Annotated in this window: 29 protein-coding genes and 1 riboswitch; of the genes, 21 read left to right on the forward strand and 8 right to left on the reverse strand. The window is 73.1% G+C overall.

Annotation, left to right across the window (positions count from 1 at the left end; genetic code table 11):
• The 10 genes from BIV57_RS25450 to BIV57_RS21450 form a co-directional block, all read left to right on the forward strand.
• The coding region (locus BIV57_RS25450; protein WP_217651752.1) for a type 2 periplasmic-binding domain-containing protein at positions 1 to 592 on the forward strand (592 nt) is incomplete at its 5' end.
• 42 nt (positions 593 to 634) lie between these two features.
• Positions 635 to 1531, forward strand: coding sequence for a carbohydrate ABC transporter permease (locus tag BIV57_RS21410; protein WP_071658509.1), 897 nt, complete (start codon positions 635 to 637; stop codon positions 1529 to 1531).
• 7 nt (positions 1532 to 1538) lie between these two features.
• Positions 1539 to 2507, forward strand: coding sequence for an ABC transporter permease (locus BIV57_RS21415; RefSeq protein ID WP_071658510.1), 969 nt, complete (start codon positions 1539 to 1541; stop codon positions 2505 to 2507).
• A gap of 80 nt (positions 2508 to 2587) precedes the next feature.
• Positions 2588 to 2701, forward strand: a riboswitch (TPP riboswitch).
• Entirely contained in the window at positions 2696 to 3781 is a 1086-nt protein-coding gene (locus tag BIV57_RS21420; RefSeq protein WP_071658548.1) for a thiamine ABC transporter substrate-binding protein, read from the forward strand. (Overlaps the previous riboswitch by 6 nt.)
• Before the next feature lie 7 nt (positions 3782 to 3788).
• Positions 3789 to 5444, forward strand: coding sequence for an ABC transporter permease (locus tag BIV57_RS21425; protein WP_071658511.1), 1656 nt, complete (start codon positions 3789 to 3791; stop codon positions 5442 to 5444).
• Between the two features lie 93 nt (positions 5445 to 5537).
• Entirely contained in the window at positions 5538 to 6575 is a 1038-nt protein-coding gene (locus BIV57_RS21430) for an ABC transporter ATP-binding protein (RefSeq protein WP_071658512.1), read from the forward strand.
• Positions 6576 to 6584: 9 nt separating this feature from the next.
• A complete protein-coding gene (locus BIV57_RS21435; protein ID WP_071658513.1) occupies positions 6585 to 7031 on the forward strand; it encodes a hypothetical protein in 447 nt (148 codons plus the stop codon).
• A gap of 4 nt (positions 7032 to 7035) precedes the next feature.
• Positions 7036 to 7215, forward strand: coding sequence for a DUF6104 family protein (locus tag BIV57_RS21440; RefSeq protein ID WP_071658514.1), 180 nt, complete (start codon positions 7036 to 7038; stop codon positions 7213 to 7215).
• A 129-nt stretch (positions 7216 to 7344) separates the two neighbouring features.
• A complete protein-coding gene (locus BIV57_RS21445) occupies positions 7345 to 8220 on the forward strand; it encodes a DUF4097 family beta strand repeat-containing protein (protein WP_071658515.1) in 876 nt (291 codons plus the stop codon).
• Entirely contained in the window at positions 8221 to 9186 is a 966-nt protein-coding gene (locus tag BIV57_RS21450) for a PadR family transcriptional regulator (protein WP_071658516.1), read from the forward strand.
• Positions 9187 to 9273: 87 nt separating this feature from the next.
• Here BIV57_RS21450 and BIV57_RS21455 read toward each other — a convergent pair whose 3' ends face one another.
• Positions 9274 to 10239, reverse strand: a complete 966-nt coding sequence (locus BIV57_RS21455) for a zinc-binding dehydrogenase (RefSeq protein WP_071658517.1) — start codon at positions 10237 to 10239, stop codon at positions 9274 to 9276.
• 193 nt (positions 10240 to 10432) lie between these two features.
• On the opposite strand from BIV57_RS21455, the gene BIV57_RS21460 reads away from it, so the two are divergent.
• The 5 genes from BIV57_RS21460 to BIV57_RS21480 all read left to right on the forward strand — a co-directional run bounded on the left by BIV57_RS21460 (position 10433) and on the right by BIV57_RS21480 (position 15271).
• On the forward strand, positions 10433 to 11374 hold the full coding sequence (locus BIV57_RS21460) for an ABC transporter substrate-binding protein (protein ID WP_071658518.1): 942 nt from the start codon (positions 10433 to 10435) through the stop codon (positions 11372 to 11374).
• A gap of 5 nt (positions 11375 to 11379) precedes the next feature.
• Positions 11380 to 12324 (forward strand): amino acid ABC transporter permease, encoded by a 945-nt coding sequence (locus BIV57_RS21465; protein ID WP_419185754.1) that lies wholly within the window; start codon positions 11380 to 11382, stop codon positions 12322 to 12324.
• A complete protein-coding gene (locus BIV57_RS21470) occupies positions 12321 to 13112 on the forward strand; it encodes an amino acid ABC transporter ATP-binding protein (RefSeq protein ID WP_071658519.1) in 792 nt (263 codons plus the stop codon). Before BIV57_RS21465 ends, BIV57_RS21470 begins: the two co-directional genes overlap by 4 nt.
• A 668-nt stretch (positions 13113 to 13780) precedes the next feature.
• Positions 13781 to 14509: an aggregation-promoting factor C-terminal-like domain-containing protein gene (locus tag BIV57_RS26265; protein WP_071658520.1), complete on the forward strand. Its 729-nt coding sequence runs from the start codon at positions 13781 to 13783 to the stop codon at positions 14507 to 14509.
• A 225-nt stretch (positions 14510 to 14734) separates the two neighbouring features.
• Positions 14735 to 15271, forward strand: coding sequence for a CGNR zinc finger domain-containing protein (locus BIV57_RS21480; RefSeq protein WP_071658521.1), 537 nt, complete (start codon positions 14735 to 14737; stop codon positions 15269 to 15271).
• Here the strand turns inward: BIV57_RS21480 and sodX are convergent.
• Positions 15169 to 15567 carry a nickel-type superoxide dismutase maturation protease gene (gene sodX, locus BIV57_RS21485; RefSeq protein ID WP_071658522.1) on the reverse strand — a complete coding sequence of 133 codons (399 nt, stop codon included), beginning with the start codon at positions 15565 to 15567 and terminating at the stop codon, positions 15169 to 15171. The genes BIV57_RS21480 and sodX overlap by 103 nt on opposite strands.
• A 189-nt stretch (positions 15568 to 15756) precedes the next feature.
• Here sodX and sodN point away from each other — a divergent pair, with 189 nt between their 5' ends.
• The 3 genes from sodN to BIV57_RS21500 all read left to right on the forward strand — a co-directional run bounded on the left by sodN (position 15757) and on the right by BIV57_RS21500 (position 17870).
• Positions 15757 to 16152: a superoxide dismutase, Ni gene (gene sodN / locus BIV57_RS21490; protein ID WP_071658523.1), complete on the forward strand. Its 396-nt coding sequence runs from the start codon at positions 15757 to 15759 to the stop codon at positions 16150 to 16152.
• Between the two features lie 238 nt (positions 16153 to 16390).
• Positions 16391 to 17125 (forward strand): GAF and ANTAR domain-containing protein, encoded by a 735-nt coding sequence (locus BIV57_RS21495; protein ID WP_071658524.1) that lies wholly within the window; start codon positions 16391 to 16393, stop codon positions 17123 to 17125.
• 1 nt (position 17126) lies between these two features.
• Complete coding sequence (locus tag BIV57_RS21500) at positions 17127 to 17870, forward strand: ANTAR domain-containing protein (RefSeq protein WP_139275750.1); 744 nt, start codon at positions 17127 to 17129, stop codon at positions 17868 to 17870.
• Between the two features lie 6 nt (positions 17871 to 17876).
• On the opposite strand, the gene BIV57_RS21505 is transcribed toward BIV57_RS21500, so the two are convergent.
• From BIV57_RS21505 to BIV57_RS21515, 3 genes are all read right to left on the reverse strand, one after another.
• Positions 17877 to 18569, reverse strand: coding sequence for a DUF4097 family beta strand repeat-containing protein (locus BIV57_RS21505; protein ID WP_071658526.1), 693 nt, complete (start codon positions 18567 to 18569; stop codon positions 17877 to 17879).
• A gap of 128 nt (positions 18570 to 18697) precedes the next feature.
• Positions 18698 to 19474, reverse strand: coding sequence for an SDR family NAD(P)-dependent oxidoreductase (locus BIV57_RS21510; RefSeq protein WP_071658527.1), 777 nt, complete (start codon positions 19472 to 19474; stop codon positions 18698 to 18700).
• Between the two features lie 25 nt (positions 19475 to 19499).
• On the reverse strand, positions 19500 to 20387 hold the full coding sequence (locus BIV57_RS21515; RefSeq protein WP_071658528.1) for a class I SAM-dependent methyltransferase: 888 nt from the start codon (positions 20385 to 20387) through the stop codon (positions 19500 to 19502).
• A gap of 107 nt (positions 20388 to 20494) precedes the next feature.
• Between BIV57_RS21515 and BIV57_RS21520 the strand changes: the two genes are divergently transcribed.
• Both BIV57_RS21520 and BIV57_RS21525 read left to right on the forward strand, forming a co-directional pair.
• On the forward strand, positions 20495 to 21088 hold the full coding sequence (locus BIV57_RS21520; RefSeq protein ID WP_071658529.1) for a TetR/AcrR family transcriptional regulator: 594 nt from the start codon (positions 20495 to 20497) through the stop codon (positions 21086 to 21088).
• Between the two features lie 493 nt (positions 21089 to 21581).
• Positions 21582 to 21821, forward strand: a complete 240-nt coding sequence (locus tag BIV57_RS21525; RefSeq protein ID WP_071658530.1) for a hypothetical protein — start codon at positions 21582 to 21584, stop codon at positions 21819 to 21821.
• Positions 21822 to 21857: 36 nt separating this feature from the next.
• Here BIV57_RS21525 and BIV57_RS21530 read toward each other — a convergent pair whose 3' ends face one another.
• The 3 genes from BIV57_RS21530 to BIV57_RS21535 all read right to left on the reverse strand — a co-directional run bounded on the left by BIV57_RS21530 (position 21858) and on the right by BIV57_RS21535 (position 26272).
• Positions 21858 to 23441: a Na+/H+ antiporter gene (locus BIV57_RS21530; RefSeq protein ID WP_245797842.1), complete on the reverse strand. Its 1584-nt coding sequence runs from the start codon at positions 23439 to 23441 to the stop codon at positions 21858 to 21860.
• 72 nt (positions 23442 to 23513) lie between these two features.
• Positions 23514 to 24851 (reverse strand): hypothetical protein, encoded by a 1338-nt coding sequence (locus BIV57_RS25455; protein ID WP_175548821.1) that lies wholly within the window; start codon positions 24849 to 24851, stop codon positions 23514 to 23516.
• Positions 24773 to 26272, reverse strand: coding sequence for a hypothetical protein (locus BIV57_RS21535; protein ID WP_071658532.1), 1500 nt, complete (start codon positions 26270 to 26272; stop codon positions 24773 to 24775). The genes BIV57_RS25455 and BIV57_RS21535 overlap by 79 nt, the downstream gene beginning before the upstream one ends.
• Before the next feature lie 142 nt (positions 26273 to 26414).
• On the opposite strand from BIV57_RS21535, the gene BIV57_RS21540 reads away from it, so the two are divergent.
• Positions 26415 to 26675 carry a UBP-type zinc finger domain-containing protein gene (locus BIV57_RS21540; RefSeq protein ID WP_071658550.1) on the forward strand — a complete coding sequence of 87 codons (261 nt, stop codon included), beginning with the start codon at positions 26415 to 26417 and terminating at the stop codon, positions 26673 to 26675.
• Positions 26676 to 26696: the final 21 nt, after the last annotated feature.

Raw genomic sequence — 26696 nt, forward strand, 5'->3', positions numbered from 1 at the left:
CGAGCCGCTCGACCCCGGCCGCTACATGATCACCAGCGCCTGCAAGAACCCCGAGATCGCGCTGATGTGGGGCGACGGGCTGATGGAGTGCGAGGCCGGGCTGCGCGCCTACAACGGCACCCTGGGCGTCAACTGGAAGTGGGGCGACGCGAAGTCGGTCGGCATCAACGGCCGGCGGGGCATCTGGGAGCCCGACCTCAAGAAGCCGGTCCAGGTCGGCGACTCCTGGTCCCAGATGGGCATGATGTACCGCTCCGACGACCTGCGCCTCGGCGAGGTCGTCGCGCCCACCGCCCCGGTCTTCGAGAAGCAGCTCTACGAGCAGACCAAGGCCAGCCTCTACCCCTACCGGGTTCCGCAGGAGAAGGTGCTGCCCCCGCAGTACCTGACGGACAAGCAGGTCGGCGTCGCCTCCGAGGTCGCCACCCTCTTCTCCGGCTACATCCCGCAGTACATCGCCAAGTTCTGCCTGGGGCAGCTCAATCCCGACAGCGACAGCGACTGGAAGAGCTACACCGACACCATCAAGCGCATGGGCCGTGACCGCTATGTGAAGGTCCAGCAGGCCGCATACGACGCGAAGTACTCCTGACCAAGGGCTTTCGCCCCGATCCGATCCCATCGAGGAGGCCCCATGGCCACGCTCTCGGTACGGGAGAACCGCTCGGACCGCGCCTTCACCGTCACCAACTACACGGTCCTCACGTTCTTCCTGCTGCTCGTCCTCTACCCGCTGGTGTACGTGCTGGCGGCGTCCGTCAGCTCCCCCGCGGCCGTCACCTCCGGCCACGTCTGGCTGTGGCCCGTCCACCCCAGTCTCGAGGCTTACCACACGATCCTGCAGTACAAGGCGATCGTCACCGGCTTCGCCAACTCGATCTTCTACGCGGTGGTGGGCACCTTCATCAGCGTCACCCTGACGCTCTTCGCCGCCTACCCGCTGTCGCGGCCCAACCTGCGCGGCCGCAACATCATCATGGTGTTCTTCACCATCCCGATGCTCTTCAGCGGCGGCATCATCCCCACCTACCTGGTCGTCCACAGCCTGGGGCTGCTCGACACCCGCTGGGCGCTGGTGCTGCCCGGCGCGGTGGCGGTCTGGAACGTCATCGTCACCCGCACCTTCTACAAGGCGACCCTCCCCGAGGAACTGCACGAGGCCGCCCAGGTCGACGGGTGCAGCGACTTCCGGTTCTTCTTCCGGATCGTGCTGCCGCTCTCCAAGCCGGTGATCGCGGTGAACGCGCTCTTCGTCGCGGTCACCCAGTGGAACCAGTACTTCAACGCGCTGATCTACCTCACCACTCCGTCGAAGTTCCCGCTCCAGCTGATCCTGCGGGAAATCCTGGTGCAGAACATCTTCGACCCCAGCCAGATCGGCGACGCCACCAAGCTGCTGGCCGAGCAGAACCTTCAGGAGCTGCTGAAGTACGCGCTCATCGTGGTGGCCACGGTGCCCCCGCTGATCGCCTATCCGTTCGTCCAGAAGCACTTCGTCAAGGGCCTGATGATCGGCTCGCTCAAGGGGTGATGACGCGATGACGACACCGGGCTACCGGACCGAATTGACCGCGGCCGAGACCAAGGCGCGCAAGCGCAAGCTGCTGCGGCGCGACATCAAGCGCGACTGGCAGCTGTACGCGCTGCTGGCGGCGCCCGTCGCCTTTCTGCTGATCTTCAACTACTGGCCCATGCTGGGCCTGCAGATCGCCTTCAAGGACTACAACCCGCTGAAGGGCATCTGGGGCAGCCCCTGGGTGGGCTTCGCCAACTTCGACCGGTTCTTCCACATCTACCAGTTCTGGCAGATCATCGAGAACACGGTCATCCTCAACTTCTACCAGTTGGCGGCCGGCACCCCGCTGCCCATCATCCTGGCGCTGGCCATCAACTACGCGGCCCGCAAGTGGTTCTCGCGCGCCGTGCAGATGGTCTCCTACGCCCCGCACTTCATCTCCACCGTGGTCATCGTCGGCATGCTGGGTCTCTTCCTCGACCCGCAGATGGGCCTCGTCAACCACTTCTTCAACCTGTTCGGCATCAACTCGGTCGACTTCCTCGGAAAGCCGGGGCTGTTCCGGCACATCTACGTGTGGTCGGGCGTCTGGCAGAACCTCGGGTTCTCCACGATCGTCTACCTCGCCGCGCTGGCCGGCATCGACCCGTCGCTGCACGAGGCGGCGATCGTGGACGGCGCCACCAAGCTGCAGCGGATGCGCCACATCGACCTGCCCGGGATCATGCCGGTGGCGATCATCCTGTTCATCCTCAACATGGGGCAGGCGCTCACCACCGGGTTCGAGAAGGTCCTGCTGATGCAGAACTCGCTCAACCTCTCCACGTCCGAGGTCATCGACACCTACGTGTACAAGGTGGGTCTCGCCTCGGAGCTGCCGCAGTACTCCTACGCGGCCGCCATCGGCATGTTCCAGTCGGCCGTCGGCCTGCTGCTGATCTGGATCTCCAACCGGGTCGCCCGCCGGATCACCGGCTCCGGCCTCTGGTAGCACCCGCGATAACACCTGGTTAAGGGCACGGGCCCGCATCGGTCTACCATGGCCGATGCGGGCCCCTTCTTCGTTGTGCACGGGGGCCGCCGGGGAGCTCGGTGACCACGGGCTGAGAGGGCGGATGGCACTCCGCCGACCCGAAGTACCTGATCCGGGTAATGCCGGCGGAGGGAAGCGTCGTCATCATGCGCGCCATCAGCAGGACCACTGCCACCATCGCGCTCGCCGCGGCCTCGGCCGTCGCGCTCAGCGCCTGCGGATCGTCCTCGGGCACCTCGACCGGGGCCGCCTCCAAGACCGTCACGCTGGTGAGCCACGACTCGTTCGCGATCTCCAAGAAGGCCCAGGCCAACTTCGAGAGGTCCTCCGGGCTGAAGCTGAAGATCCTGCGCTCCGGGGACGCCGGGGCCGCGGTCAACCAGGCCGTCCTCACCAAGGACAACCCGCAGGGCGACGTCTTCTTCGGCGTCGACAACACCCTGCTGGGCAAGGCCGAGAAGGCCGGCCTCTTCACCCCCTACGCCGCCGCCGGGCTGGCGAAGGTGCCGGCGAAGTTCCAGCTGGACGCCGGGCAGCACCGCGTCACCCCGATCGACTACGGCGACGTCTGCGTCAACTACGACAAGAAGTACTTCCAGCAGCACCACCTGGCCGTCCCCACCACCATGGACGACCTGGCGAAGCCGCAGTACAAGAACCTGCTCGTCACCGAGAACGCCGCCACCTCCTCCCCCGGCCTCGCCTTCCTGCTGGCGAGCGTCGCCAAGTACGGCGACTCCGGCTGGCAGGGGTACTGGAAGAAGCTCGACGCCAACGGCCTGAAGGTGGTCGACGGCTGGGAGCAGGCCTACGACTCCGACTTCACCGGCGCCGCGGCCGCCAAGGGCCACGGCACCCGGCCGCTGGTGGTCTCCTACGACACCAGCCCGCCGGCCGAGGTCTCCGACCCGGCGAAGACGCCCGCCTCGGCGGCGCCCACCGGGATCATCGCCGACACCTGCTTCCGGCAGGTGGAGTTCGCCGGGCTGCTGCACGGCGCCAAGAACGCCGAGGGCGGCAAGAAGCTCATCGACTTCCTGCTGAACCGGGAGTACCAGGCCGAGGTGCCGGACCAGATGTACATGTGGGCCTCGCGCGGCGACGTCAAGGCGCCCACCGCGTGGACGAAGTACGTGGACGTGCCCGCCGATCCGCACACCCTCGCCCCCGCGGTGATCGACAAGAACCGCGACCAGTGGGTGAAGGCCTGGTCGAGTCTCGTCCTGAAGTGATCGCCGCATGACCCGCCGCCGGACGACCGTCCTGACCGTGCTGGCCCTGGCCGCGCTCCCGCTGCTGTTCCTGGCGGTCTTCTTCGCCTACCCGGTGGTGCGGATCGTCCTGCTCGGGCTCCACCAGGACGGCGCCTGGCAGTGGCACGCGGCCTGGTCGACGCTGGCCGACCCGGGGGTGCGCCATGTGCTGTGGTTCACCACCTGGCAGGCGCTCGCCTCCACCGGCCTCACCCTGGCGGTCGGGCTGCCCGGGGCGTATGTGCTCTCCCGGCTGCGCTTCCCCGGGCGGTCGCTGGTCCGGGCGCTGGTGACGGTGCCGTTCGTGCTGCCCACCGTGGTGGTGGGCACCGCGTTCCTGGCGCTGCTGGGCTCCGGCGGGCTGCTCGACGACTGGTTCGGCGTCACCCTGGACTCCACCCCGGCGGCGATCGTCATCGCCCATGTCTTCTTCAACTACGCGGTGGTGGTGCGGACGGTGGGCGGGCTGTGGTCGCGGCTCGACCCCCGCCAGGAGGAGGCCGCGATGGTGCTGGGCGCGAGCCGCTGGCGCGCCTGGCGGACCGTCACCCTGCCGGCGCTCGCCCCGGCGGTGGCCGCCGCGGCGCTGATGGTCTTCCTCTTCACCTTCACCTCCTTCGGGACGGTGCAGATCCTGGGCGGCCCCCGCTACGCCACCCTGGAGGTGGAGATCTACCGGCAGACCGCCGATCTGCTGGACCTGCCGGCCGCCGCCGTGCTGACGCTGCTGCAGTTCGCGGTGGTGCTGGTCGTCCTGCTGGTGCACGGCACGGCGGTGCGGCGGCGGACGTCGGCGCTCGGCATGGTGGCCGCCGGGCAGGCCGAGCGGCCGCCGCGGAGCACCGGGGAGCGGCTCTTCCTCGCGGGCAACCTGCTCTTCATGGCGGTGCTGGTGGTGGTGCCGCTGGCGATGCTGGTGCTCGACTCGGTGCGCTCCTCGCGGGGCTGGACGCTCGCGTTCTTCCGGGCGCTGTTCGCCGGCGGCGGCGACTCCACGCTCTTCGTCCCGCCCTGGCAGGCGATCACCAACAGCCTGCGGTTCGCGGTGCTGGCCACGGTGGTGGCGCTGGTGGTGGGCGGGCTCGCCTCGGTGGCGCTGGCCCGCCGCGGCACCGGCCGGGTGGGGCGCGGGCTGGACCTGCTGCTGATGCTGCCGCTGGGCACCTCGGCGGTGACGGTCGGCTTCGGCTTCCTGATCTCCCTGGACCGGCCGCCGCTCGACCTGCGCTCCTCGTTCTGGCTGGTGCCGCTGGCGCAGGCGCTGGTCGGGATCCCGTTCGTGGTGCGGACGATGCTGCCGGTGCTGCGGGCGGTCTCCGACCGGCTGCGGGAGGCGGCGGCGGTGCTGGGGGCGTCGCCGTGGCGGGTCTGGCGCGAGGTCGACCTCCCGATGGTGCGGCGCGCGGTGCTGGTGGCGGCGGGCTTCGCCTTCGCGGTGTCGCTCGGCGAGTTCGGCGCGACGGTCTTCCTCGCCCGGCCGGACCAGCCGACGCTGCCGGTGGCCATCGCGCGCTTCCTGGGCCGGGCCGGCGAGATCAACACCGGCCAGGCGATGGCGATGAGCGTCATCCTGATGGCCGTCTCGGCGGCCTCCATGCTCACCCTCGAACGCCTCCGCCCCCGCGAGCCCGGGGAGATCTGAGATGCGGACGACCTTGATCCACGAGGGGATGGGGCGCCGGGGTCCAGGGCGGCGAACCGCGGGCACGGCGCACCGCGAGACGAAGGAGCAACCATGAGCCTGCTGACCGTCGACGATGCGGCCGTCACCTTCGGCGACGCCCCCGCCCTCGACCACGTCGACCTCACCCTCGAACCCGGTGAGATCGTCTCGATCCTGGGCCCCTCCGGCAGCGGCAAGTCCACGCTGCTCCGCGCCGTCGCCGGCCTCCAGCCGCTCACCGCGGGCCGCATCCTGCTGGACGACGCCGACCAGGCGTCGACGCCCCCGCACCGCCGCGGCGTCGGCCTGATGTTCCAGGACCACGCCCTCTTCCCCACCCGCGACGTCGGCGGCAACGTCGCCTTCGGCCTGCGCATGCACGGCGCCCCGCGCGCCGCCGCCGAGCGGCGGGTCGCCGAACTCCTCGGCCTGGTCGGCCTCCCCGACGCCGCGCGCCGCCCGATCGCCACCCTCTCCGGCGGCGAGCAGCAGCGGGTCGCGCTGGCCCGCGCCCTCGCCCCGTCGCCCCGGCTGCTGATGCTGGACGAGCCGCTCGGCCAGCTCGACCGCGGGCTGCGCGAGCGCCTCGTCCAGGAGCTGCGCGCCGTCTTCACCCGGCTCGGCACCAGCGTGCTGGCCGTCACCCACGACCAGGGCGAGGCCTTCGCGCTCGCCGACCGGGTGGTGGTGATGCACGACGGCCGGATCGCCCAGACCGGCACCCCGCAGGAGCTGTGGCGGCGACCGGCGGACGAGTTCGTCGCCCGCTTCCTCGGCTTCGGCAACCTCGTCCCGGCGACGGCCTCCGGCGGCGAGGCGGAGACGCCGTGGGGTCCGGTGCCCGTCCCCAAGGACGCCGCGGACGGCCGCTACCTGCTGCTGGTCCGCCCCGGCGGGGTGCGCCTCGCCGCGCCGGAGGCGGCGTCGCTGCGGGCCTCGGTCACCGCCCGCACCTTCCGCGGCGGCCCGGCGGACAGCGTCACCCTGGCGCTCGACCCGGAGCGCGGCCCGGCGCTGGAGGCCACCTGCCGGCTGGGCGACGCGCCCGTCCCCGGCTCCACTGTCGCCGTCGCCTTCGACCGCGACGAAGTCGTCCTCCTCCCGCAATAGGCTGGGGCGATGACGCCCCGTCACCGCGCCCGCGCCGCATGGAACGCCGTCAACCTCGCCACCCCGCTCGGCCTCCTGGTCGCCGCCGCCGGCGGCGCGCGCGTCCACCGGGGGCCGCGCGGCCTGCTGATCGCCGACGGCTACCACCGGCTGTCGCTGCCGCCCGCCCCGGCGTTCACCGTCGGCAACGTCATCTGCCTGCGCTTTCCCCGCGAACGGCTGCTGGAGGACCCCCGGTTGCTGGCGCACGAGGAGCGGCACGCCGACCAGTGGGCGGCCTGCCTCGGGCTGCCGATGCTCCCCCTGTACCTGGCCGCCGCCGGCTGGTCGCTGCTGCGCACCGGCGACCCGGCGTCCCGCAATGCGTTCGAGCGCCGCGCGGGTCTGGCGGACGGCGGCTACCGGGAGCATCCCGTGAGGTCGGTCCGTGCACTCCTTCGCAGGTCAGTACGCTGAGGCCATGTATTTCACGGACCGTGGCATCGAGGAGCTGGAGAGTCGGCGCGGCGAGGAGGAGGTCTCCCTCGCGTGGCTGGCCGAGCGGCTCCGGGAGTTCGTCGACCTCAACCCGGAGTTCGAGGTCCCGGTCGAGCGGCTGGCGACCTGGCTGGCCCGTCTCGACGACGAGGACGATGACTGAGAGGAGACCCGGAGGAAGGCTTCTGGACACCGCCCCACTCGCGATATATCGTGGTCTGCACGAGCACACGACATATCGCGAACTGCCGTGCAGAGGGCACGGCAGCGCAACCCCAACGGGAGGGCCGCCATGCGGGAATGGACCGTGGACGCCGACGAGAAGCTCACCTTCGACGACGTCGAGATCACCGAGCTGAACGTGCGCATCGTCGGCGGCGCCGTCAACGTGGTGCCCACCGACGGCCCCGCCCGCCTGGAGGTCACCGAGATCGTCGGCCCGCCCCTGATCGTCCGTCAGGACGGCCGCCGGCTCACCGTCACCTACCAGGACCTCACCTGGGGCGGCATCGGGAAGTGGCTGGAGAACTTCGGCTGGAGCCAGCACAACCGCCGGCACGCCGTCGTCTCCGTCGCCGTCCCCCGCAAGGCCGCCGCGATGGTCGGCGTGGTCACCGGGGACGCCACCGTCGGCGGGCTGCAGGGCCCGGTGAGCGTCAACGGCGTCTCCGGCGAGCTGACCATCAACCAGCTGGCCAACCGCGTCGACGCGCACACCGTCTCCGGACGGATCACCGCCCGCGCCGTCACCGGCGACCTCAGCTGCAACACCGTCTCCGGCGACGTCACCGTCTTCGAGGGCGGCGGCAGCGTCAAGGCGCACTCCGTCAGCGGCGTGCTCACCATCGACGTCGCCGACCCCGGCACGACGCCCGTCGACCAGCGCCCCACCCGCATCGAACTCAACTCCGTCTCCGGCGAGATCGCCGTCCGGCTGCCGCACCCCACCGACGCCTCGGTGGAGGCGCAGTCCACCGGCGGCCGGGTCGCCAGCGCCTTCGACGAGCTGCGGATGTCCGGCGGCTTCGGCCTGAAGAAGCTCACCGGGCGGCTCGGCGAGGGCCGCGGCAAGCTCGTCGCCAACAGCGTCTCCGGCTCGATCACACTGCTCAAGCGCCCCGTCGAGGACGGTCCCGACGACGACGCCGTGGAAGGGAAGGTCCTCTAGATGCCCCCCGTATTCGGACACGGGCGGCTCCGGCTCTATCTGCTGAAGCTGCTCGCCGAGGCCCCCCGCCACGGCTACGAGGTCATCCGCCTGCTGGAGGAGCGGTTCCAGGGCCTGTACGCGCCCTCCGCCGGCACCGTCTACCCCCGGCTCGCCAAGCTGGAGCAGGAGGGCCTCGTCACCCACACCGTCGACGGCGGCCGCAAGGTCTACGCCATCACCGACGCCGGCCGCGACGAGCTGGCGGCCCGCCAGGACGAGCTCGCCGAGCTGGAGTCCGACATCCGCGACTCCCTCACCGAGCTCGCCGCCGACATCCGCGAGGACGTCCAGGGCTCGGCGGAGAGCCTCCGCGAGGAGATGCACCGCGCGGCGAAGGAGACCGGCAGCGGCGCCGGCGCCGGCTTCGGCTCCAAGCAGGAGTGGCGGCGCACCAAGCAGGAGTGGCAGCGCGCCAAGCAGGAGGCGAAGGACCAGGCGCGCCGCGCCAAGGAGGAGCACCGACGGGCCGCGGACGAGGCCCGCCGCGCCCGCCACCAGGCGCAGTGGATGCGGCGCCAGGCGCAGGAGGAGATGGGCCGCGTCAAGCAGCAGCTGCAGGACGCCGCCCGGCAGGGCGACTGGACGGCGATCACCGAGACGCTCTCCGACCTGGGCCGCAGCTTCAGCACCGGCTGGGGCGGCGGGCCGACCGCCTGGGAGGACGCCACCGCCTCGGAGCCGTCCGACACCCCGCCGTCCGACACGCCCCCGTTCGACGCGGCCGCGGAGGACACCCCGCCGGAGGACCTGCCCGACTGGGCCCGCACGGACCCGGACGCGGACCCGGCGCGCGAGCTGGAGCGGCTGCTGGACCGCTTTCGCGACCGGCTGCGGGACGACGCCCGCGACAGCGGCGTCACCGCCGCGCAGCTCGCCCGCGCGGCGCAGCTGCTGGCCTCGACGGCGGCCCACTGGCGGCGGTAGCCGACCCGCCCCCGCGCCCCGGACTCCCTGCACCGCAGGGGTCCGGGGCGCCGCAGCGCCGGGCGGCGACAGCGCACCGAGTGCACCTCACACGGTCAGCACGACCTTGCCGAACTGCCCGCCCGCCTCGACGCGGGCGAACGCCTCGCGCGCCTCGGCCAGCGGATAGACCCGGTCGATGACGGGCCGCACCCCGCCCGCGCCCCCGCACATCCCGAGCAGGTCCGCGAACTCCCCCTTCGTCCCCATCGTCGAGCCCACCACGCTCAGCTGCAGGAAGAAGATCCGGTTCAGCTCCACCGCCGAGGGGTTCGGGCCGGACGTCGCCCCCGCGACCACCACCGTCCCCCCGGGCCGCAGCGACCGCAGCGAGTGCGACCACGTCGCCGCCCCGACGGTCTCCAGCACCGCGTCCACCCTGGTAGGCAGCCGCTCCCCCGGAGCGACCGCCGCCACCGCGCCCAGCTCCTCCGCCCGCGCCCGCTTCCCCTCGTCGCGGCTGGACGCGTAGACGCGCACCCCCGCCGCCGTGCCCAGCACGATCGCCGCCGTGGCGACGCCGCCGCCCGCGCCCTGCACGAGCACCGATCCGCCGGGCCGCACGCCGGACTTCACGAACAGCATCCGATACGCCGTCAGCCACGCCGTGGGCAGGCACGCCGCCTCCTCGAAGGAGAGCCCGGCCGGCTTCGGCAGCAGGTTCCAGCGCGGCACCGACACCCGCTCGGCGAAGGTGCCCTGGTACTTCTCCGTCAGGATCGTCGGACGCTCCCCCGCGTCGACGCCGTAGCCCTGCTCGCCCACCACCCCGTGCACGACCACCTCGTTGCCGTCCTCGTCGACGCCGGCCGCGTCGCAGCCGAGGATCATCGGCAGCGCCCCGGCGTCCAGCCCGACCCCCCGCAGCGACCACAGGTCGTGGTGGTTGATCGAGGCGGCCCGCACGGTGACCGTCGTCCAGCCGGGCCGCTCCCCCGGCTCGGGCCTCTCCCCCAACTCCAGGGCGTCCAGCGGCTTCTCGGCGTCGATCCGCGCGGCGTAGGCGGCAAACACGATGGCTCGGTCCCTCCTGTCGACTGACGAACGGCTCCACATCCAACCACCCGTTACGTGTTTTTGATGGAACCGATGGCCCCGTTATGCCACCTGGGCTGGCACCATGCGAGGCACAGAAGTCCGGCGTTTCGTGTCAACTGCTCACAAAACCCAGAAATTGCCCCCCGGCTCAACGGGAAGCGAGCACCTCATGAACACCACACGCATCGGCACCGTTCGCCCCCGGTTGGCCGCGGCCGCGGCCCTCGCCGCCTCCGGCGCCCTCGTCCTCGCCGCCTGCGGCAGCAGCGGGGGCGGCGGGGGCGGAAAGGCGACCGGCAGCGGCAGGCCGGCCGGCAGCTCGGCCCCGCTCTTCTCCAAGCTCCCCGCGAAGTACCAGCAGTCCAAGACCGTCACCGTCGGCTCCAACGTCGCCTACGCGCCGAACGAGTTCTACGGCACCGACGGCAAGACGATCATGGGGTTCGACCCCGACATGGGCACCGCGATCGGCAAGGAGCTCGGCGTCACCTTCAAGTTCGTCAACTACGACTTCGACGGGCTGATACCGGCGCTCACCACCGGGCGGATCAACGCGATCATGTCCTCGATGTCGGACAACCGGCTCCGGCAGAAGAAGATCGACTTCGTCGACTACTTCAATGTCGGCACCTCGATCCTGGTCGCCAAGGGCAACCCCAAGCACATCAACAGCACGGCGGACCTGTGCGGCAGGACCGTCGCCCTGCAGAAGGGCACCATCCAGGAGAGCTACGTCCAGGACCTGCAGCCCAAGTGCAAGGCGGCCGGCAAGCCGCTGAAGCTGATCGCGCTGCTCAACGACACCGACGCGCTGCTGCAGCTGAAGCAGGGGCGCTCGGACGCCGACCTCAACGACTACCCCGTGGCGCAGTACAACGCCCAGAAGTCGGGCGGCGAGTACCAGGTCACCGGCCAGCAGATCCAGCCCGGCGTCTACGGCATCGGGGTGGGCAAGCAGGACACCCAGCTGCGCGACGCCATCCAGGCGGCCGTCAAGGCGATCATCGCCAACGGCCAGTACGCCAAGGTCGCCGCCAAGTGGCACCTGGACAAGGGCGAGATCACCGCCGCGCAGGCGCTGGTCAACGGCGGCACGGCGAGCGGGAGCTGAGCGGCGTGGCGGACGGCGACCGACTGAACGAGGCGGCCGGCTCCGTCGGCCGCCCCGCCCCCCTCCCGATCCGCGCGGTCCCGGTCCGGCACTGGGGCCGCTGGGTCGCGGCGGTGCTGGTGCTGCTCGCCCTGGGCGGGATCGCCTGGGCCTTCGCGGTCGGCCAGATCGACTGGCCGACCGTGGGCCGCTACCTCTTCGCCTCGGTGATGCTCCAGGGCGTGGGCAACACCGTCCTGGTGAGCGTCGGCTCCATGCTGCTGGGACTGATCCTCGGGGTGGCCTTCGCGGTGATGCGGCTCTCCCGCAACCCGGTCACCTCCGGGGTGGCCTGGCTCTACATCTGGTTCTTCCGCGGCACGCCCGTCCTCGTCCAGCTGCTGATCTGGTACAACCTGGCCCTGGTCTTCAGGACGTTCACCATCCCGGGCGTCTACAGCGCCCCGATGAGCCAGGTGATGACGCCCTTCCTCGCGACGCTGCTGGGCCTCGGCATCAACGAGGGCGCCTACATGGCGGAGATCGTCCGGGCCGGCATCTCCTCGGTCGACCACGGGCAGACGGAGGCGTCGCAGGCGCTCGGCATGACGGGCGGGAAGACCATGCGGCGGATCGTCCTGCCGCAGGCGATGCGGGTGATCGTGCCGCCGACCGGCAACGAGTTCATCAACCTCCTCAAGACCTCCTCGCTCGCCTCGGTGATCACCTACGGCGAGCTGATGCGCAGCGCGCAGAACGTCTACACCCGCACCCTGCAGACCGTGGAGCTGCTCTTCGTGGCCTCCATCTGGTACCTGGCGATCACCACGGTCTTCAGCAGCGGGCAGTACTACGTGGAGCGCCACTTCAGCCAGGGCTCGGCCGTGGAGCAGGGGCCGACGCCGCTGCAGCGGATCGCGTCGCTGGTCCTGTCCGTCCGGCACGCACGGCTGCCCGGGGGTGCGCGATGAGCTTCCTTCAGCGGCCCGGGGCCGGGCAGCTGCCGATGGTGCAGGCCGAGGCGGTGCACAAGTCGTTCGGCGCGGTGGAGGTGCTGAAGGGCATCGACCTGACGGTGCAGCCGGGCGAGGTGTTCTGCGTCATCGGCCCGTCCGGCTCGGGCAAGTCGACGTTCCTGCGCTGCATCAACCACCTGGAGAAGATCGACGCGGGCCGGCTGCGGGTCGACGGCGAGCTGGTCGGCTACCGGGAGTCGGGCGGGCTGCTGTACGAGCTGAAGGACCGCGAGGTGGCCGAGCGGCGCCGCGACATCGGCATGGTCTTCCAGCGGTTCAACCTCTTCCCCCATATGACGGCCCTGGCGAACGTCACCGAGGCACCGGTGCAGGTGCGCCGCGAGCCGCGGGCGCGCGCCCGGCAGCGGGCGGAGGCGCTGCTGGAGCGGGTGGGCCTCGCCGACAAGCGGGACGTCTTCCCCGCGCAGCTGTCCGGCGGGCAGCAGCAGCGGGTGGCGATCGCCCGTGCGCTGGCGATGGAGCCGAAGCTGATGCTCTTCGACGAGCCGACGTCGGCGCTCGACCCGGAGCTGGTGGGCGAGGTGCTGGACGTGATGCGCGGGCTCGCCGACGAGGGCATGACGATGATCGTCGTCACCCATGAGATGGGGTTCGCGCGCGAGGTGGGGGACGCGCTGGTGTTCATGGACGGCGGGGTGGTGGTGGAGGCCGGGCATCCCCGCGAGGTGCTCGCCGACCCCCGGCACGAGCGCACCCGGGCGTTCCTCAGCAAGGTGCTCTGACCGGTCCGCGTGGCGGCCCCGAGCGGGTTCTGCGCCGGTTCGACGACCCGAGTCGTCCCGGAGGATGACGTCATACCCGCATATAAAGGATGAAAAGGGATGGGCGGCTTCCCGCCCGTCCCTTTCCCATGCTCCTCAAACGTCCCGAATCCGGTGAGCCCCACCACAGGCCATGAGGGGTCAACTAAGGGCGGTAGTGGATGGGGGCCGCCCATCACCGCCTTAACGGTTCATGAAGGCGATAAAGTTCATCCTTGGCCAATTCGGGCATTTCGCCATACCAAGTCTTCGCAGGCCATGACGGCCGCACTCACTCACCGTGCCCGATGGTTCGTCAGGCGTCGAGGTGGCACCTCCGCCGCGGCCACGCTCCGTGACCGTCCGAACTACGAGTTCCGATAGGAGAAGCGGTGTTTGTCCTGGACCAAAGGCCCCGCTAAGAATGGCCACCGCCGCGACAGGCCATTGCGGCAAACCGAGCTCCAGGTCCTGTGCACAAGGACGAACGGAACTCACGTCCGTGAACCGCAGATGGCCCCGCCGACACCGGGGTGCGGAAGCTCGGACGGCGACAGATCCCCCGACCGGGACGACGGGACAACCGAACGACGACGCGGTCGCTGTCGCCCGCCCGTACTCCACCGCCAACCGATAGAGGTACGACCCCCATGCAGATCACCGCCCTCAAGCCCGGCCGAAAGTCCATCGTCGCCGCCATTGCCGTCGCCGCCGCCGCGGGCGCCGTCGCCGGCCCGGCCACGACCGCTTTCGCCGCCGAGAAGCCGGCTGCTGCCAAGACCACGACGGTCACCGCGACCGCCGCGACCGCTGCCAAGAAGGCCGCGGCGCCGTCCGCCCACGAGAAGCACGTGGCGCACGTGAACCACCAGGCCCACCTGGCGCACCTCGCGCACGTGGCCCACCTGGCCCACGCCGCCCACGCTTCCCACATCGCTCACGTGAACCACGCCAACCACGCGAACCACGTGAACCACGTCGCGCACCAGAACGCCGCGGCCAAGACGCAGTCCTCGACCCAGCTGGAGTCCTACTCCACCTCGTCGAGCAGCTCCTCGTCGTCCTCCTCCGCCTCCAGCTCCAGCTACTCGGGCATGAGCGCGTACCAGATCGCCAAGTCGATCGTCCCGGCCGACCAGTTCCAGTCCTTCGCGAACATCATCTCCCGCGAGTCCGGCTGGAACGTCTCCGCCACCAACGCCTCCTCCGGCGCCTACGGCCTGGCCCAGGCGCTGCCGGGCTCCAAGATGGCCTCCGCCGGCTCCGACTGGCAGACCAACCCGGCCACCCAGATCAAGTGGGCCCTCAGCTACATGGACAGCCGCTACGGCTCCCCGAACCAGGCCTGGGCCTTCTGGCAGGCCAACAACTGGTACTGATCCAGTCGTATCCTCCGGTCGCCGCTGTGCATCGCCCCGGCACCCCTCTCCGCCCTTCGGCGGGACGGGGTGCCGGGGCGTTCCGGTGTTCGCTCCCGGCGTGCCCCTCGGGAGCGCCGCGACGATGACGCGGACGCCGGGAGGCAACTAACCTCCCCTCAGCGCGCCGAACCCGCCGGGAGACCCCCGGACGGGCCACCGACACCACCGACGAGGTGAACCGGAGTGGAACTCGCCTCCTACGCGGCCCACGCCGTGCGCCTCGTCAACGGCGAGGACGCCGCCGCGCCCGCCGCCTCCGCGTCCTCCCCCCGGGGACGGCTGCGCGCCGTCTTCGAGGCCGCCGCGGACGGCCGCGCCGAGGAGGCCGCGGCCCGCCTCAACACGCTGCTCCGCGACTTCCCCGTCACCCCGCAGCTCACCGACCACCGCTCGCCCGGCGCCTGGCACCTGCACCTCGCCGACCCGGCCGCCGGGCGCTCCGCCCAGGAGGCCGCCGTCGCGGCGATGGGGCTCGCCGTCTTCGTCACCGAACGGGGGATCGGCCGTTTGGGTGTCTGTGCCGCCGCCGGCTGCCGGGACGTCTACCTCGACACCTCCAGCAACGGCTCGCGCCGCTACTGCTCCGACCGGTGCGCCACCCGCGCCAACGTCGCCGCCTACCGGGCGCGCAGGCGCTCGGCGTCCGCGTCGTCGCCCTCCGCGCCGTCCGACTCGGCCTCCATCAGCCCGGCCGACAGCCGCGAGGGGCGCGGCCAGTAGCGGCCCACGATCCGCCCCAGGATCAGCTCGTCGGGGACGGGGCCCCACACCCGGCTGTCCGTCTCGGAGTAGGGGTTGTCGCTGAGCAGCCACCATCCGGTGCCGCGCCGCTCCACCGCCCGCTTGACGATGGGCAGGTCCTGCTGCAGCGGATGGAGCGCGGCCACCAGGTCGCCGGGGCGCACCCGGGCCCCGTAGCGCACCACCAGCCGGTCGCCCTGACGCAGCGTCGGCAGCATCGAAGGCCCCGTCACATCGGCCGTCCCGATCCCGAACAGCGGCCCTGTCCGCGCCATGCGCGCTCCTCCTCGCGGTGCGTTCCTCGTCCGTCGCCGGCACCCCCGACAAGCGTGTACCCCTCCATAGTCCCTCAGCGCGCGCGTGCCGTAAGACTTTGGGACCAGGATCGGGGGGCACAAGGGCAAACCCGCCCTCCCCGGAGTAGTCTCCCGTCTGGGAAGACGATCACGAGGAAGGCCCCCTACATGTTCTCTCGTCTGTTTGCTCCGCGTATCACCGTCAGCGCCCACTGCGACCTGCCCTGCGGTGTCTACGACCCGGCCCAGGCGCGGATCGAGGCGGAGTCCGTTCTGGCCGTCCAGAAGAAGTTCCAGGACAACGACGACCCGTCGTTCCGCACCCGCGCGATCATCATCAAGGAGCAGCGGGCCGAGCTGGCCAAGCACCACGTCTCGGTGCTGTGGAGCGACTACTTCAAGGCCCCGCACTTCGAGAAGTACCCGCAGCTGCACCAGCTGGTGAACGACACCCTCAAGGCGCTGTCGGCGGCGAAGGGCTCCAACGACCCGGCCACCGGCCAGAAGGCCCTCGACCTGATCGAGGAGGTCTCCAAGATCTTCTGGGAGACCAAGAAGGCCTGACCGAGGGTCAGGCCCGCGCTCGTCCGCACCCGGTCCGTCGCACGTCGGGCCGGGTGCGGTCGTGTGTCCGGGCGGTCGCCCCGGGACGGCGCCGGGGCGTCGGGTCCGGTCGGACCCTGCCGCGCGGAGGGGCTGCCAGTAAGCTCAATGAGTGCAACGGCCGTGACGTGCCCGGCCGGTGCTCGCGCCGACGCCCCCGCGCGAGCCGCGTGTTCCCGGACATCTCTCGGACCCTCAGATGCCGATCACCGAACGCGACACGCTCATCGCCGATGCGGTCGCCGACCTGACCACGCGTCCGGACGACGCGGACCTTCTCGACCTGCTCCACGACCTCACCGCCTACGTCGTCGCGCTGGTCGGCGTGCGCGCCTCGGGGATCACGGTCCTCGACCAGATCGGCGGCGTCGAGTACCTGACCGCCTCCGACGAGGAGTTCCGCCAACTCGAGGAAGAGCAGATCGAGTTCGACGAGGGCCCCTGCGTGGACGGCACCCGCGGCGGAGCCCCGCTCGGCCCCGTCGCCCTCGACAGGGCCGGCGCCGCGATGCACTGGTGGCCGCACTTCACGCCCCGCGCCCTGGACGCCGGGATCACCAGCGTCGCGGCCGTACCGCTGCGCGGATTCGGCGACACCATCGGGGCCCTCAACCTGATGACCGCCGGAACGCCGCTGCTCACCCCCCTGGACCTGCGCTTCACCCAGGCCCTCGCCAACGCCGCGACCAGCGCGGTGCAGCACCAGCGCGTGCTGCGCGACAAGGACGAGGTGATCACCCAGTTGCAGCACGCCCTCAACTCCCGGGTCGTCATCGAGCAGGCCAAGGGCATGCTCTCGGCGATGCACGGGATCAGCCTCGACGAGGCGTTCACCCGGCTGCGGCACTCGGCACGCCATCGCCGGACGAAGCTCTCCGTGCTGGCCTCGGCCGTCACCCAGGGGCGCCTCCCCGACGAACTCGCGGTGCAGTGAGGTGCCCGGCCGGGCCGGGGACGAGGAGTCAGGGCGTCCGACGCCGCCCGGCGAGGCCGAAATGCGGTTCCTGGTCCGGCTGCGCCGCGCCGCACGCGCCGGCCAGAGCCTGGAGAACATCCCGGAGGCCGACAGCGCGGGCCTGTTCGGGCAGGACGCGCTGACCGTCGACGCCGCCACCCCGGACCACGGGCTGCAGCTGCTGTGGTGCGACCCGTCCGACGGGTTCGGACGCGACCTGGACGACCTCCAGTTCGCGCTCGGCGACGGCCCCGGTCCCGAGGCCGCGCGCTCGGGCCTCGACATCGACGAGCCCGACCTGGAGGTCGTCGACCCCGCCCGCTGGCCGGGCTTCCTGCCGGCCGCCGCGGACACCCCGGCGCGCGCGCTGATCGCGCTCCCGCTGCGGCTGGGCACCGTCACCGTCGGCGTGCTCACCGGCTACCGCACCGCGCCCGGCCGGCTCACCGACGAGCAGCTGCACGCCCTGCACCGGCTGCGGCGCGCGCTGCTGCCGCTGCTGCTGCAGACCAAGCCGGCGCTCAACAACGGTCCGCACGCCCCGCCCGGCCTGCACAACGCCGAGATCCACCAGGCCACCGGCTATCTCGCGGTGCAGCTCGGCATCGGCATCCAGCAGGCCCTGCTGCGCATCCGGGCGCGCGCCGTCAGCGAGGGGGAGAGCCCCGCCACCGTGGCCCGCGCCGTCCTGGACGGCACGCTGTCCGCCGAGGCCTGGTTCTGAGCGCGCTTAGTGCTGGACGGTGATGTCGCCGCTGGTGGTCTTCACCGCGAGGTGGTGGGGGGACGCCGAGGCGTTGGGGACGGCGATGCGGCGGTCGCCGCTGCCGGTGGTGACGGCGAGCCGGTAGGGCGTGGACGGGACCCGCACCCGGACGTCGCCGCTGGTGGTGGCGACCCGCAGGTCGTGCGCCGCCGCCGCGGTCACCCGGACGTCGCCGGAGGTCGCCTCGACGCGGGTCGCGCCGGTGACGCCGTCCAGGGTGACGTCCCCCGAGGTGGCCGCCAGCGACACCGCGCCGACGCCGCTCAGCCGGACGTCCCCCGAGGTGACGGCGCCGTTGACGGGCGTCCCCGCCGGCACCGCCACGGTGTAGTCGACGCTGCAGTCGCGGGTGCCCGCGCCGCAGCCGTCCAGCACCAGCACGCCGCCTTCCACCCGCGCCGTCGCGCCGCTTGGCTTGTCGCCGCCGCGGTCGTAGCGGACCGTCCGGTGCACCGAGATCGCCGAGCCCGCCGCGGCCGTGCCCGTGAGGGTGACGTCCCCCGCCCCGTTCGCCAGCCGCACCGAGCCGACCTTGGCGCCGAACGTGCTGCTGTCCCGGAACGACTGCTTCACCGGCAGCGGATCGCAGGCGACGAGCCCGCCCGCCGCGACCCCGAGCGCCGCCAGTCCGATGACCGCGCGCAGCTTCTGACGCATCGTGTTCCCCTCGTGTCCGTGGCCGACCCCGCTCACGCTAGGTCCGGGCATGCACCCGCCACGATGGGAAGCTCCCCCGCATCCGACCGGGGGTTGTCCCCCCTTCCGCACGGCCGTCGGCACCCGCGTCAGTGCACCGAGAACCCGCCGTCCACGCAGATCGACTGGCCCGTGACATAGCCGGAGGCCGCGCTCGCCAGGAAGACCGCCGCACCCGCGAAGTCCTCCGGCAGGCCGTTGCGTCCGACCATGGTGCGGCCGGCCAGCTCCGCCGTCTTCTCCGCGTCGTCCCACAGCCGGCGGTTGAGCGGCGTCAGCACGAACCCCGGCACCAGCGTGTTCGCCGTGACGCCGTGCGCCGACCACGCCTCGGCCTGCGAGCGGGCCAGCGACTCCACCGCCCCCTTGGACACCCCGTACGCGCCGCTCTGCACGAACGCGCGGTGCGCCTGCTGGGAGCTGATGTGGATCAGCCGGCCGAAGCCGCGCTCGGCCATCCCCGGGCCGAACCGCTGGCCGAGCAGGAAGGGCGCCTCCAGGTTGACGGCCATGGTGGCGTCCCAGACGTCGTCGCCCAGCTCGCCGAGGGGCGGACGGAGGTTGATCCCCGCGGAGTTGACGAGGATGTCCGGCTCCCCGTAGACCGCGGCCGCCGCCTCCGCAGCGGCCCGGATCCCGGCGCGGCTGCCCAGGTCGCCGGAGACCCAGGCGGCCTCGCAGCCGTCCGCGGCGAGCTCGTGGACGGTCTCCGCGAGCTCGGCCTCCCGGCGGGCGACGACCACCGTGCGGGCGCCGGCGCGGGCCAGCGCGCCGGCGATGGCGCGGCCGATGCCCGAACTGCCGCCGGTCACCAGGGCGGTGCGGCCGTCGAGGGAGAAGAGCCCGGACACGTAGGAGGCGGTCATGCGCCGGATGCTACCCGCGTGATCGTCACCGCGGCGGGCCGGGGTTGCGGGCCGTGACCAGCCACGCGGTGCTCTCCATCCGGACGGCGCCGTCCCGCTCGAAGCCGCGCAGGCTCGCGGTGAAGGCGCGGCGGGCCTCGTCCCGGGCGGCCTCGGGGATCCGCTCCAGCAGGTGGCCGCCGGGGCCCGAGGCGAGCAGGAAAGCCGCGGCGTCCTCGGCGTCGCGGCCCCAGACGCCCTCGGTCACCAGCGGCCGGAGGTCGAGGCCGGCGAAGCCGGCGCCGTCCAGCACCTCGCGGATGCGGTCCGGTTCGGCGAGCGAGAACATCCCCGGGCCGCCGGGGACGCCGAAGCCGGCCTCCTCGTCGAGGAACCCGGCCAGCACGGCGACCGGCCGGAACCACGCGTTGCGCTCGACGGGCGCGGCGCAGGCGAAGGCGAGCCGGCCGCCGGCGCGCAGCGCGCGGCGGATGTTGCCGAAGGCGGCCACCGGGTCGGCGAAGAACATCACCCCGTGCCGGCTGACCGCGGCGTCGAAGGCGCCCTCGGGGAGCGGGTGCACCTGGGCGTCGCCCTGCTCGAAGGCGACGTCCGCGAGCTGTTCGCGGCGAGCGGCGGCGCGGGCCTCGGCGAGCATCGGCGCGGAGAGGTCGACGCCGAGGGCGCGGCCTCCGGCGCCGCCGGCGGCGGCCCGGCGGGCGGCGGCGCGGGTGGTGCGTCCGCCGCCGCAGCCGATGTCGAGGACGGCGTCCCCGGGGCCGACGCGCGCGGCGTCGAGCAGCGGGGCGGTGAGGCCCTCGTTGACGTCGTCCCAGCGGGTGCGGTGCGCGGCCCAGTGCTCTCCCTCGCGGCCGTTCCAGGCCTCCGCCTGCTCGGTGTTGACGATGCGTCCGGTCTTCCCGGTCTTCTCCATGGTCGGTCTCCCGCCTAGTATGGGCGTGTGCCCAAACAGTATGGGCAGATGCCCAAACCGGCCGACAGGCCGGTTTCGGCCATCCCCGCGACTCGGTTGGAGGCCCGGTGTCCCCGCGCGGTGTGGCGACCCCGAACGTGCGCGAGCTGCTCTTCACGGCGGCGGAGCGGGTGGTGCGGCGGGACGGCCCCGGCGCGCTCACCAGCCGGGCGGTGACGACCGAGGCGGGCTGCGCGAAGGGGCTGCTGCACGCCCATTTCGACGGCGGCATCGACGAGTTCGTCGCGGAGCTGGTGCTGGACCGGCTCTCCCGCGCGGCGCGCATCGCGGAGGCGCTGCCGGAGCGGGCGGGACGGGGGACGGTGGCCGGAAACCTCGGCGAGGTGGTCGACGCGCTGCTGGACTCGACGGGACCGGCGGTGGCGGGCCTCGCGGTGACGCGGGCCGGCGCGGCGGAGCGCGTCCGCGCGGGGCTGGAGTCGGGCGGACGCGGCTTCGCCGCGATCCAGTCGGCCCTGACGCGCTACCTCGACGAGGAGCGCGACCGCGGCCGCGTTGCCGCTGCGCTCGACACGGAGGCGGCGGCGCTCGCGCTGGTGGGCACGTCCCACCACCTCCTCATGACCACCCGCCCGGACTCCCCCGCCCCCCACCCCCAGGCCCAAGCCGTGATCGCCCTGCTCACCCGCCCCCCAACCTGAACCCACCGCCCGAGCGCAGACCTGGCGCCCAGGTCGGGTGGGGTGCCGGGGTTCAGGACGGCGACAGGACCAGCCGGCCGAACGCGAACCCGCCACCCCAGGCCGGACGGGACGCCGGGACGGCAAAGCAGCCCACCGCCCGAACGCGGACCCCGCGCCCAGGTCGGGTGGGGTGCCGGGGTTCAGGGCGGCGAAAGGACCAGCCGGCCGAACGCGGACCTGACACCCCGAGCCGGGCGGGACCGCAGGGGCGGCAACGCAAGCGGGAACCGCACCGAAGGTGCCCCGCACCCGGCGCGCGCGCCGCGGGACCGGCGCCGCGCCGGGCCTCCAGCCCCCAGCGTGCCTCTATGGTGACCGTCCGTCGCTCCGTCGCCAACCGGTTTCGCGATATTCGAACTGGACCCCGACACATCCGCCCGCCGCCCCGCCCCGGAGTGAACACCGCCGCAATCCCGCAACCGCGCGGTCACCCTCGGCTACCGTGAGGAAGGTGACCAACCCCCCGGCCGACGGCGGCCCGCCCGACCCCGCCGAGGCCCTCGCGGACGCCGACACCGCCGAACTGCAGCTTCTCGACGCCGAAGCCCTCCGCCGCCTGCACGGCGAGGCCTGCATCCGCTGCGGCGAGGTCGCCGGCCTGCGGCCGGCCGGGTACGCCTACACCACCACCGGCGACGGCACCCGCTACGGCTGGCCCGTCTTCACCTGCCCCACCCACACCACCGCCTGAGGCCCTGAGGCAGCATCACCCCGCAACCGCGGCGCCTCACCCCGCGACCGCCGCCTCCTCGTGGTCGAGCCGCCGCAGCAGCCGCCGCAGCAGCTCGTCCTCGATGCGCCGCTCGTTCCGCAGCCGGACGAACTCCGCCCGCTCGGTCTCGATCATGATCCGGGCGAGCCTGCGGTACGTCTCGTCCTGCGACTCCCCCGTCTCCGCGTTCACCGCGCCCATCCGCTCCCAGACCGCGTTCCGACGCCGCGTCAGCACCACCCGCAGCCGCTCCTCCAGCGCCTCCGGCAGCTGGTTGCCCGGCTCGGCGAGCAGCTCCTCCAGCCGGGCCTGCGCCACCCGCGACGCCTCCTCCTGCGCGGACGCCTCCGCCAGCGTCGCCTGCTGCGGATCCTCCTTCGGCAGCCGCATCCAGGAGATCACCTTCGGCAGCGTGAAGCCCTGCAGCACCAGCGTCCCGATCACCGCGACGAAGACCAGGAAGAGGATCAGCTCCCGCCCGGGGAACGGCGAACCGTCCTCCGTCCGCAGCGGTATCGAGAACGCCACGGCCAGCGAGACCACCCCGCGCATCCCCGCCCACGCCATGATCACCGGCCCCTGCCAGCCGGGCGACGGCTCCCGCTCGCGGATGTACCGGAACATCAGCCGCGGCAGCCACGCCCCCGGGAACATCCACACGAACCGGCCGACGATCAGCACCGCCAGCACCAGCGCCGAGTACCCGGCGAGCTGACCGGCCGACCACCGGCCCAGCCCCGAGACCACCACCGGCAGCTGCAGCCCGATCAGCGCGAAGACCACCGCCTCCAGCACGAAGTCGAGCATCTTCCACACCGAGCCCTCGATGAGCCGCGCCGCGTAGTCCACCGTCGCCGAGCGGTGCCCCAGATAGACGCCGAGCACCACCACCGCCAGCACGCCGGACGCCTCGAAGCTCTCCGCCAGCTCGTACGCGGCGAACGGGATCAGCAGCGACAGCACCGTCCGCAGCCGGGGGTCGCGCAGCCGGACGCGCAGCCACTGCACCACCACCCCGAGCACCAGCCCGACCGCCACCCCGCCCACCGAGGCCAGCAGGAACTCGCCCACCCCCGACAGCAGCGAGAAGCCGGAGCCCACCGCGGCCGCCACCGCCACCCGGACGAGCGTGATCGCGGTCGCGTCGTTGAAGAGGCTCTCACCCTGAAGGAGCGTCACGAAGCGGCCGGGCAGGCCCACCGAGCGGGCGATGCCGGACGCGGCCACCGCGTCGGTGGGCGCCAGCACCGCGCCCAGGCAGAGCGCGGCGGACGCCGGCATCCCGGGGATCACCAGGTGCACCACCCACCCCACCAGCAGCGTGGAGAAGAGCACATAGCCGACGGAGAGCAGCGCCACCGGCCGCATCGAGGCGCGCAGGTTGAGGTAGGAGCTGTCCACCGCCTCCTTGTAGAGCAGCGGCGGCAGCACGAACGGAAGAACCAGTTCCGGGTCGAGCGCGAAGGACGGGACGCCGGGCACGAACGTCGCGGCGAGGCCCGCGATGACGAGCAGCAGCGGCGCCGAGACGCCGATGCGGCGCGCCAGCCCGGCGAGCGCCACCGCGCACGCCACAAGGAGGATCAGGGAGCCGTTCACCCGAACAGTCTGTCCCACCGGCGCCGCGGGCGGCGCCCGCCGGGCGGCGCGGGACCCTGCTCGGGAACCCCCTCACGGCCCCGCCAGCACCTCCGCCACGGTGAGCCCGGCGTCCCACCGCCACGCCGCCGGGCCGGCGGCGGACGCCCGCACCCGTCTCGCCGTCTCCAGCACGGCCGCCGAGCGGCGGCCGCGGCCGGACGCCACCAGTCGGTCCAGCCACGCCAGCACCGTCGCCGCTTCGCGGACCTCCTCCACCAGCTGAGCGCCCGTCAGCCGGTCGGCCCCGATCCCGGAGAGAAAGGCGTCCGCCGCATGGGCCGCGCCGGCGTCGTCGAACCAGCCCATCGGCCCGAGGGCGTCCTCGGGCAGCCCGCGCAGCCGTCCGAAGAGCACCCCGGGGTCGTCCGACGCCCCCGGCTCCTCCAGGTACCGCAGCAGCTCCGGCCAGCCCATGAACGGCCGTTCGCGGTGCGCGGCGGCCAGCTCCGCGCGGTCGACGCGCCAGTCCAGCAGCGTCAGCCGGGTGAGCGCCACCGTGCTCCCCCCGACCTCCCGCGCCCGTTTCACCAGCCGACGGGTGGTCAGCTCCTTGTCCAGCCGGGCCCGGACCACGGCCGCCGGGTCGGACGCGGCGAGCGCCGACGCGGCGCACGCGCCGGCCGAGCGCCCCAGCACCCCGCGGTCGATCAGCCCGGGGACCCGATCCGCCGCGCCCGCCCCGATCAGGCCCAGCACCGCGGTGAGCTGCTCGGCGAGGGTGTACTTCAGCTCGCGCCGCTCCAGCGCCGCCGCGATCAGCCTGGGGTCGCGGGCGTGCAGCAGCGCGGGCAGCACCCCGTGACAGCCCGTCGTGTAGGTGTGGGCGCGGCGGCCCGCCGGGGGGCAGAGGCCGGGGCCGGCGCCCGCCGCGCGGGCGGCGCGCCGCAGGGCGCGCGGCGTGCCGGCGGCCTCCAGCAGGGCCTCGGCGATCGCCGGGTCGGGCAGCTCGGCGAGCCGGTCGGCGATCGCCGGGTCCAGGTACCTGCGCCGTGCGAGGAGCCGCAGCTGCTCGGGGTCGCCCTCGGCGAGCAGGTCCTCGGCGAGCCCGTCCGCCGCGGGGCTGTCGGCCGCCTGCGCCAGCTCCTTGCGCTGCCCGGCGCCGACGAGGGGCAGCAGCCGGGCGCGGGCCGACCGGCCCGCCGCGACCATCAGAGCGGCGAGGACGGCCGGGTGGTCCGCGTCCGGCCCGGTTCCGGCGGGCGGGACGTCGGCGGCCCGCTTCAGCAGCTCGTCGAGGTCCGGGACGCTGTCGGCCGGGGACGGCGTCCGCCGCAGCTCGTCCACCACCGTCACCAGCCGCAGCCAGGGCTCCGGTTCGTCGCCCAGGGCCTCGCGCAGCCGCCGCGCGAACTCCCGCAGCTCGTCCACCTCCTCGGTCGCGTGGACGAACCGGTGCAGCAGGTGAGGGTCGCGGGCGGCGAGCCGGCCGATCGGGCGCCGCAGCCCCGACGGCCCCTCCACCGCCGGGCTCCCCCCGTTCGCCGCCTCCGTACCGTCCGCCGCGAACTCCGAGGCCGGCGCCGCCGCGAGCCGGGCGAGCAGCTCCGCCGCGCGGCGCCGCGCCCCGGCGCCGACCGGCTCCGCGGGCGCCGCCGGGTGTTGGCCAGGTTGCTGTCCCCGCTGTGCAGCCGCTCCGGCAGGCCCGACGGGTCGTCGAGGTCCACATCCGCCCGGCAGGCGGCGCGCAGCGCGGCCGCGCCCGCCGCGCCGCCCGGGTCCTCCAGCAGCCCCTCGACGAACGTCCGCAGGCTGTCCAGGAGCCGGACCGACGGCCGCTTGGCCAGCAGCGCGCGCACCCCCTTCTCGCCCTGCCGCTCCCAGACGTGCAGCACCGCCTGGCGCTGCACCGCCTTGCGGATCGAGGAGTTGCGCAGGCCGACGGCCGTCAGGTCGGCGTCGCCGGAGACCAGCAGCGGCAGCACCTCCCAGCCCTCCCGGCCGGCCAGCAGCCGCTTGCGCAGCGCGCGCGAGGGGCCGTCGGGGCCGGCCGCTCCGGCCCGGACGGCGATGGCGCGGCGCAGCGTGGGCGTGGTCCGCATGTTGCCGTAGACGGCCTCGTCGACGGCCGGATCGCCGTCCGCGGTGAGGCGCTTGAGGTCGCGGGCGTCCAGCTGGGCGCGTCCCGCGAGGACCACGCGGGCCGGGACGGGGCCGTGGTCGGCGACCGCGTCCAGGACGGCCTGGGCGGGCAGCGGCCCCTCCCCGAGCAGCGCGGCGGCCGGCGCCCCGGTCAGCCGGCGGACGACGGCCGCGCGGTCCTCGGCCGCGGCGTGCGCCAGCAGCAGCGCGAACGTCTCGTCCGCGCTGCGCGGCGGCGGCGGGACGGGCCCGCCGGGCGGCGTTACCGCAGCGTCGAGCAGCTCGGCGAGGGTGCCGCGGTGCTTGGCGAGCGCCCGGTGCACGGCGAACCAGCGGTCCGGGTCGGGGCCCAGGTGGCGGTGCGTCAGCTCGCACAGCCGCGCGGCGGCGGGCCGCCCCGGGTCGGCGGCGGCCCCGCCCAGCAGGGCGGCGAGCGAGCGGGCCGGGCGGGCCTTCGCCACCAGCGCCGACGCCACCTCGTCGTCGAGCACCCGGGCGGCGCGGGCGTCCGCGGCGAGCGCGGTGAGGCGGGCGGGGCGGGGTGCGTCGAGGGCGGCGAGCAGCGCGGCGCGGGCGGTCTCCCCGACGGGCACCGGGAGCGGGCCGAGGCGCTCCTCGACGAGCGGGATCTCGTCGGGATCGGCGTGCGGGGCGAGCAGGCGGAGGACGGCGGCGGTGGACTCTGCGGACGTGGCGGACGCGGATGTCATGGATGGGGTCCCCGTGGCGTGTGCGGCAGTTCCCCGGAGGACGCGGACCCCCGGGAGCCGGTTCCGCCACCGGCGCCGGTTCCGGCGGACCCGTCCGGGGATTGCATAACCTGTCCGCATGACTGCCAGCAGCACCGGAGACATGGGCACATGTCGGCATCTGGGGGACCTGCCCGCCCCGGAGCCCGCCCCGAACGACGACACCTGCCCGGAGTGCCGCCGCGACGGCACCGACCCGGTCCAGCTGCGGATCTGCCTGACCTGCGGGCACGTCGGCTGCTGCGATTCGAGTGTGGGACGCCATGCGACGGGGCATCACCTCGCCACCGGGCACCCGGTCATGAGGACCCTGGAGCCCGGCCAGGCCTGGCGCTGGTGCTATGTCGACATGCAGTTGGTATGAGCGGAACCCCCGCGACTCCCC

The sequence above is a fragment of the Mangrovactinospora gilvigrisea genome (assembly GCF_001879105.1).
In the GTDB taxonomy this organism is placed as follows: domain Bacteria; phylum Actinomycetota; class Actinomycetes; order Streptomycetales; family Streptomycetaceae; genus Mangrovactinospora; species Mangrovactinospora gilvigrisea.

Bases quoted from the DNA above. Each gene is read 5' to 3' on its own strand.
- BIV57_RS21410 (WP_071658509.1), top strand. From the start codon at position 635: ATGGCCACGCTCTCGGTACGGGAGAACCGCTCGGACCGCGCCTTCACC.
- BIV57_RS21415 (WP_071658510.1), top strand. From the start codon at position 1,539: ATGACGACACCGGGCTACCGGACCGAATTGACCGCGGCCGAGACCAAG.
- BIV57_RS21420 (WP_071658548.1), top strand. From the start codon at position 2,696: ATGCGCGCCATCAGCAGGACCACTGCCACCATCGCGCTCGCCGCGGCC.
- BIV57_RS21425 (WP_071658511.1), top strand. From the start codon at position 3,789: ATGACCCGCCGCCGGACGACCGTCCTGACCGTGCTGGCCCTGGCCGCG.
- BIV57_RS21430 (WP_071658512.1), top strand. From the start codon at position 5,538: ATGAGCCTGCTGACCGTCGACGATGCGGCCGTCACCTTCGGCGACGCC.
- BIV57_RS21435 (WP_071658513.1), top strand. From the start codon at position 6,585: ATGACGCCCCGTCACCGCGCCCGCGCCGCATGGAACGCCGTCAACCTC.
- BIV57_RS21440 (WP_071658514.1), top strand. From the start codon at position 7,036: ATGTATTTCACGGACCGTGGCATCGAGGAGCTGGAGAGTCGGCGCGGC.
- BIV57_RS21445 (WP_071658515.1), top strand. From the start codon at position 7,345: ATGCGGGAATGGACCGTGGACGCCGACGAGAAGCTCACCTTCGACGAC.
- BIV57_RS21450 (WP_071658516.1), top strand. From the start codon at position 8,221: ATGCCCCCCGTATTCGGACACGGGCGGCTCCGGCTCTATCTGCTGAAG.
- BIV57_RS21460 (WP_071658518.1), top strand. From the start codon at position 10,433: ATGAACACCACACGCATCGGCACCGTTCGCCCCCGGTTGGCCGCGGCC.
- BIV57_RS21470 (WP_071658519.1), top strand. From the start codon at position 12,321: ATGAGCTTCCTTCAGCGGCCCGGGGCCGGGCAGCTGCCGATGGTGCAG.
- BIV57_RS26265 (WP_071658520.1), top strand. From the start codon at position 13,781: ATGCAGATCACCGCCCTCAAGCCCGGCCGAAAGTCCATCGTCGCCGCC.
- sodX (WP_071658522.1), bottom strand. From the start codon at position 15,567: ATGGCGCGGACAGGGCCGCTGTTCGGGATCGGGACGGCCGATGTGACG.
- sodN (WP_071658523.1), top strand. From the start codon at position 15,757: ATGTTCTCTCGTCTGTTTGCTCCGCGTATCACCGTCAGCGCCCACTGC.
- BIV57_RS21495 (WP_071658524.1), top strand. From the start codon at position 16,391: ATGCCGATCACCGAACGCGACACGCTCATCGCCGATGCGGTCGCCGAC.
- BIV57_RS21505 (WP_071658526.1), bottom strand. From the start codon at position 18,569: ATGCGTCAGAAGCTGCGCGCGGTCATCGGACTGGCGGCGCTCGGGGTC.
- BIV57_RS21510 (WP_071658527.1), bottom strand. From the start codon at position 19,474: ATGACCGCCTCCTACGTGTCCGGGCTCTTCTCCCTCGACGGCCGCACC.
- BIV57_RS21515 (WP_071658528.1), bottom strand. From the start codon at position 20,387: ATGGAGAAGACCGGGAAGACCGGACGCATCGTCAACACCGAGCAGGCG.
- BIV57_RS21535 (WP_071658532.1), bottom strand. From the start codon at position 26,272: ATGACATCCGCGTCCGCCACGTCCGCAGAGTCCACCGCCGCCGTCCTC.
- BIV57_RS21540 (WP_071658550.1), top strand. From the start codon at position 26,415: ATGGGCACATGTCGGCATCTGGGGGACCTGCCCGCCCCGGAGCCCGCC.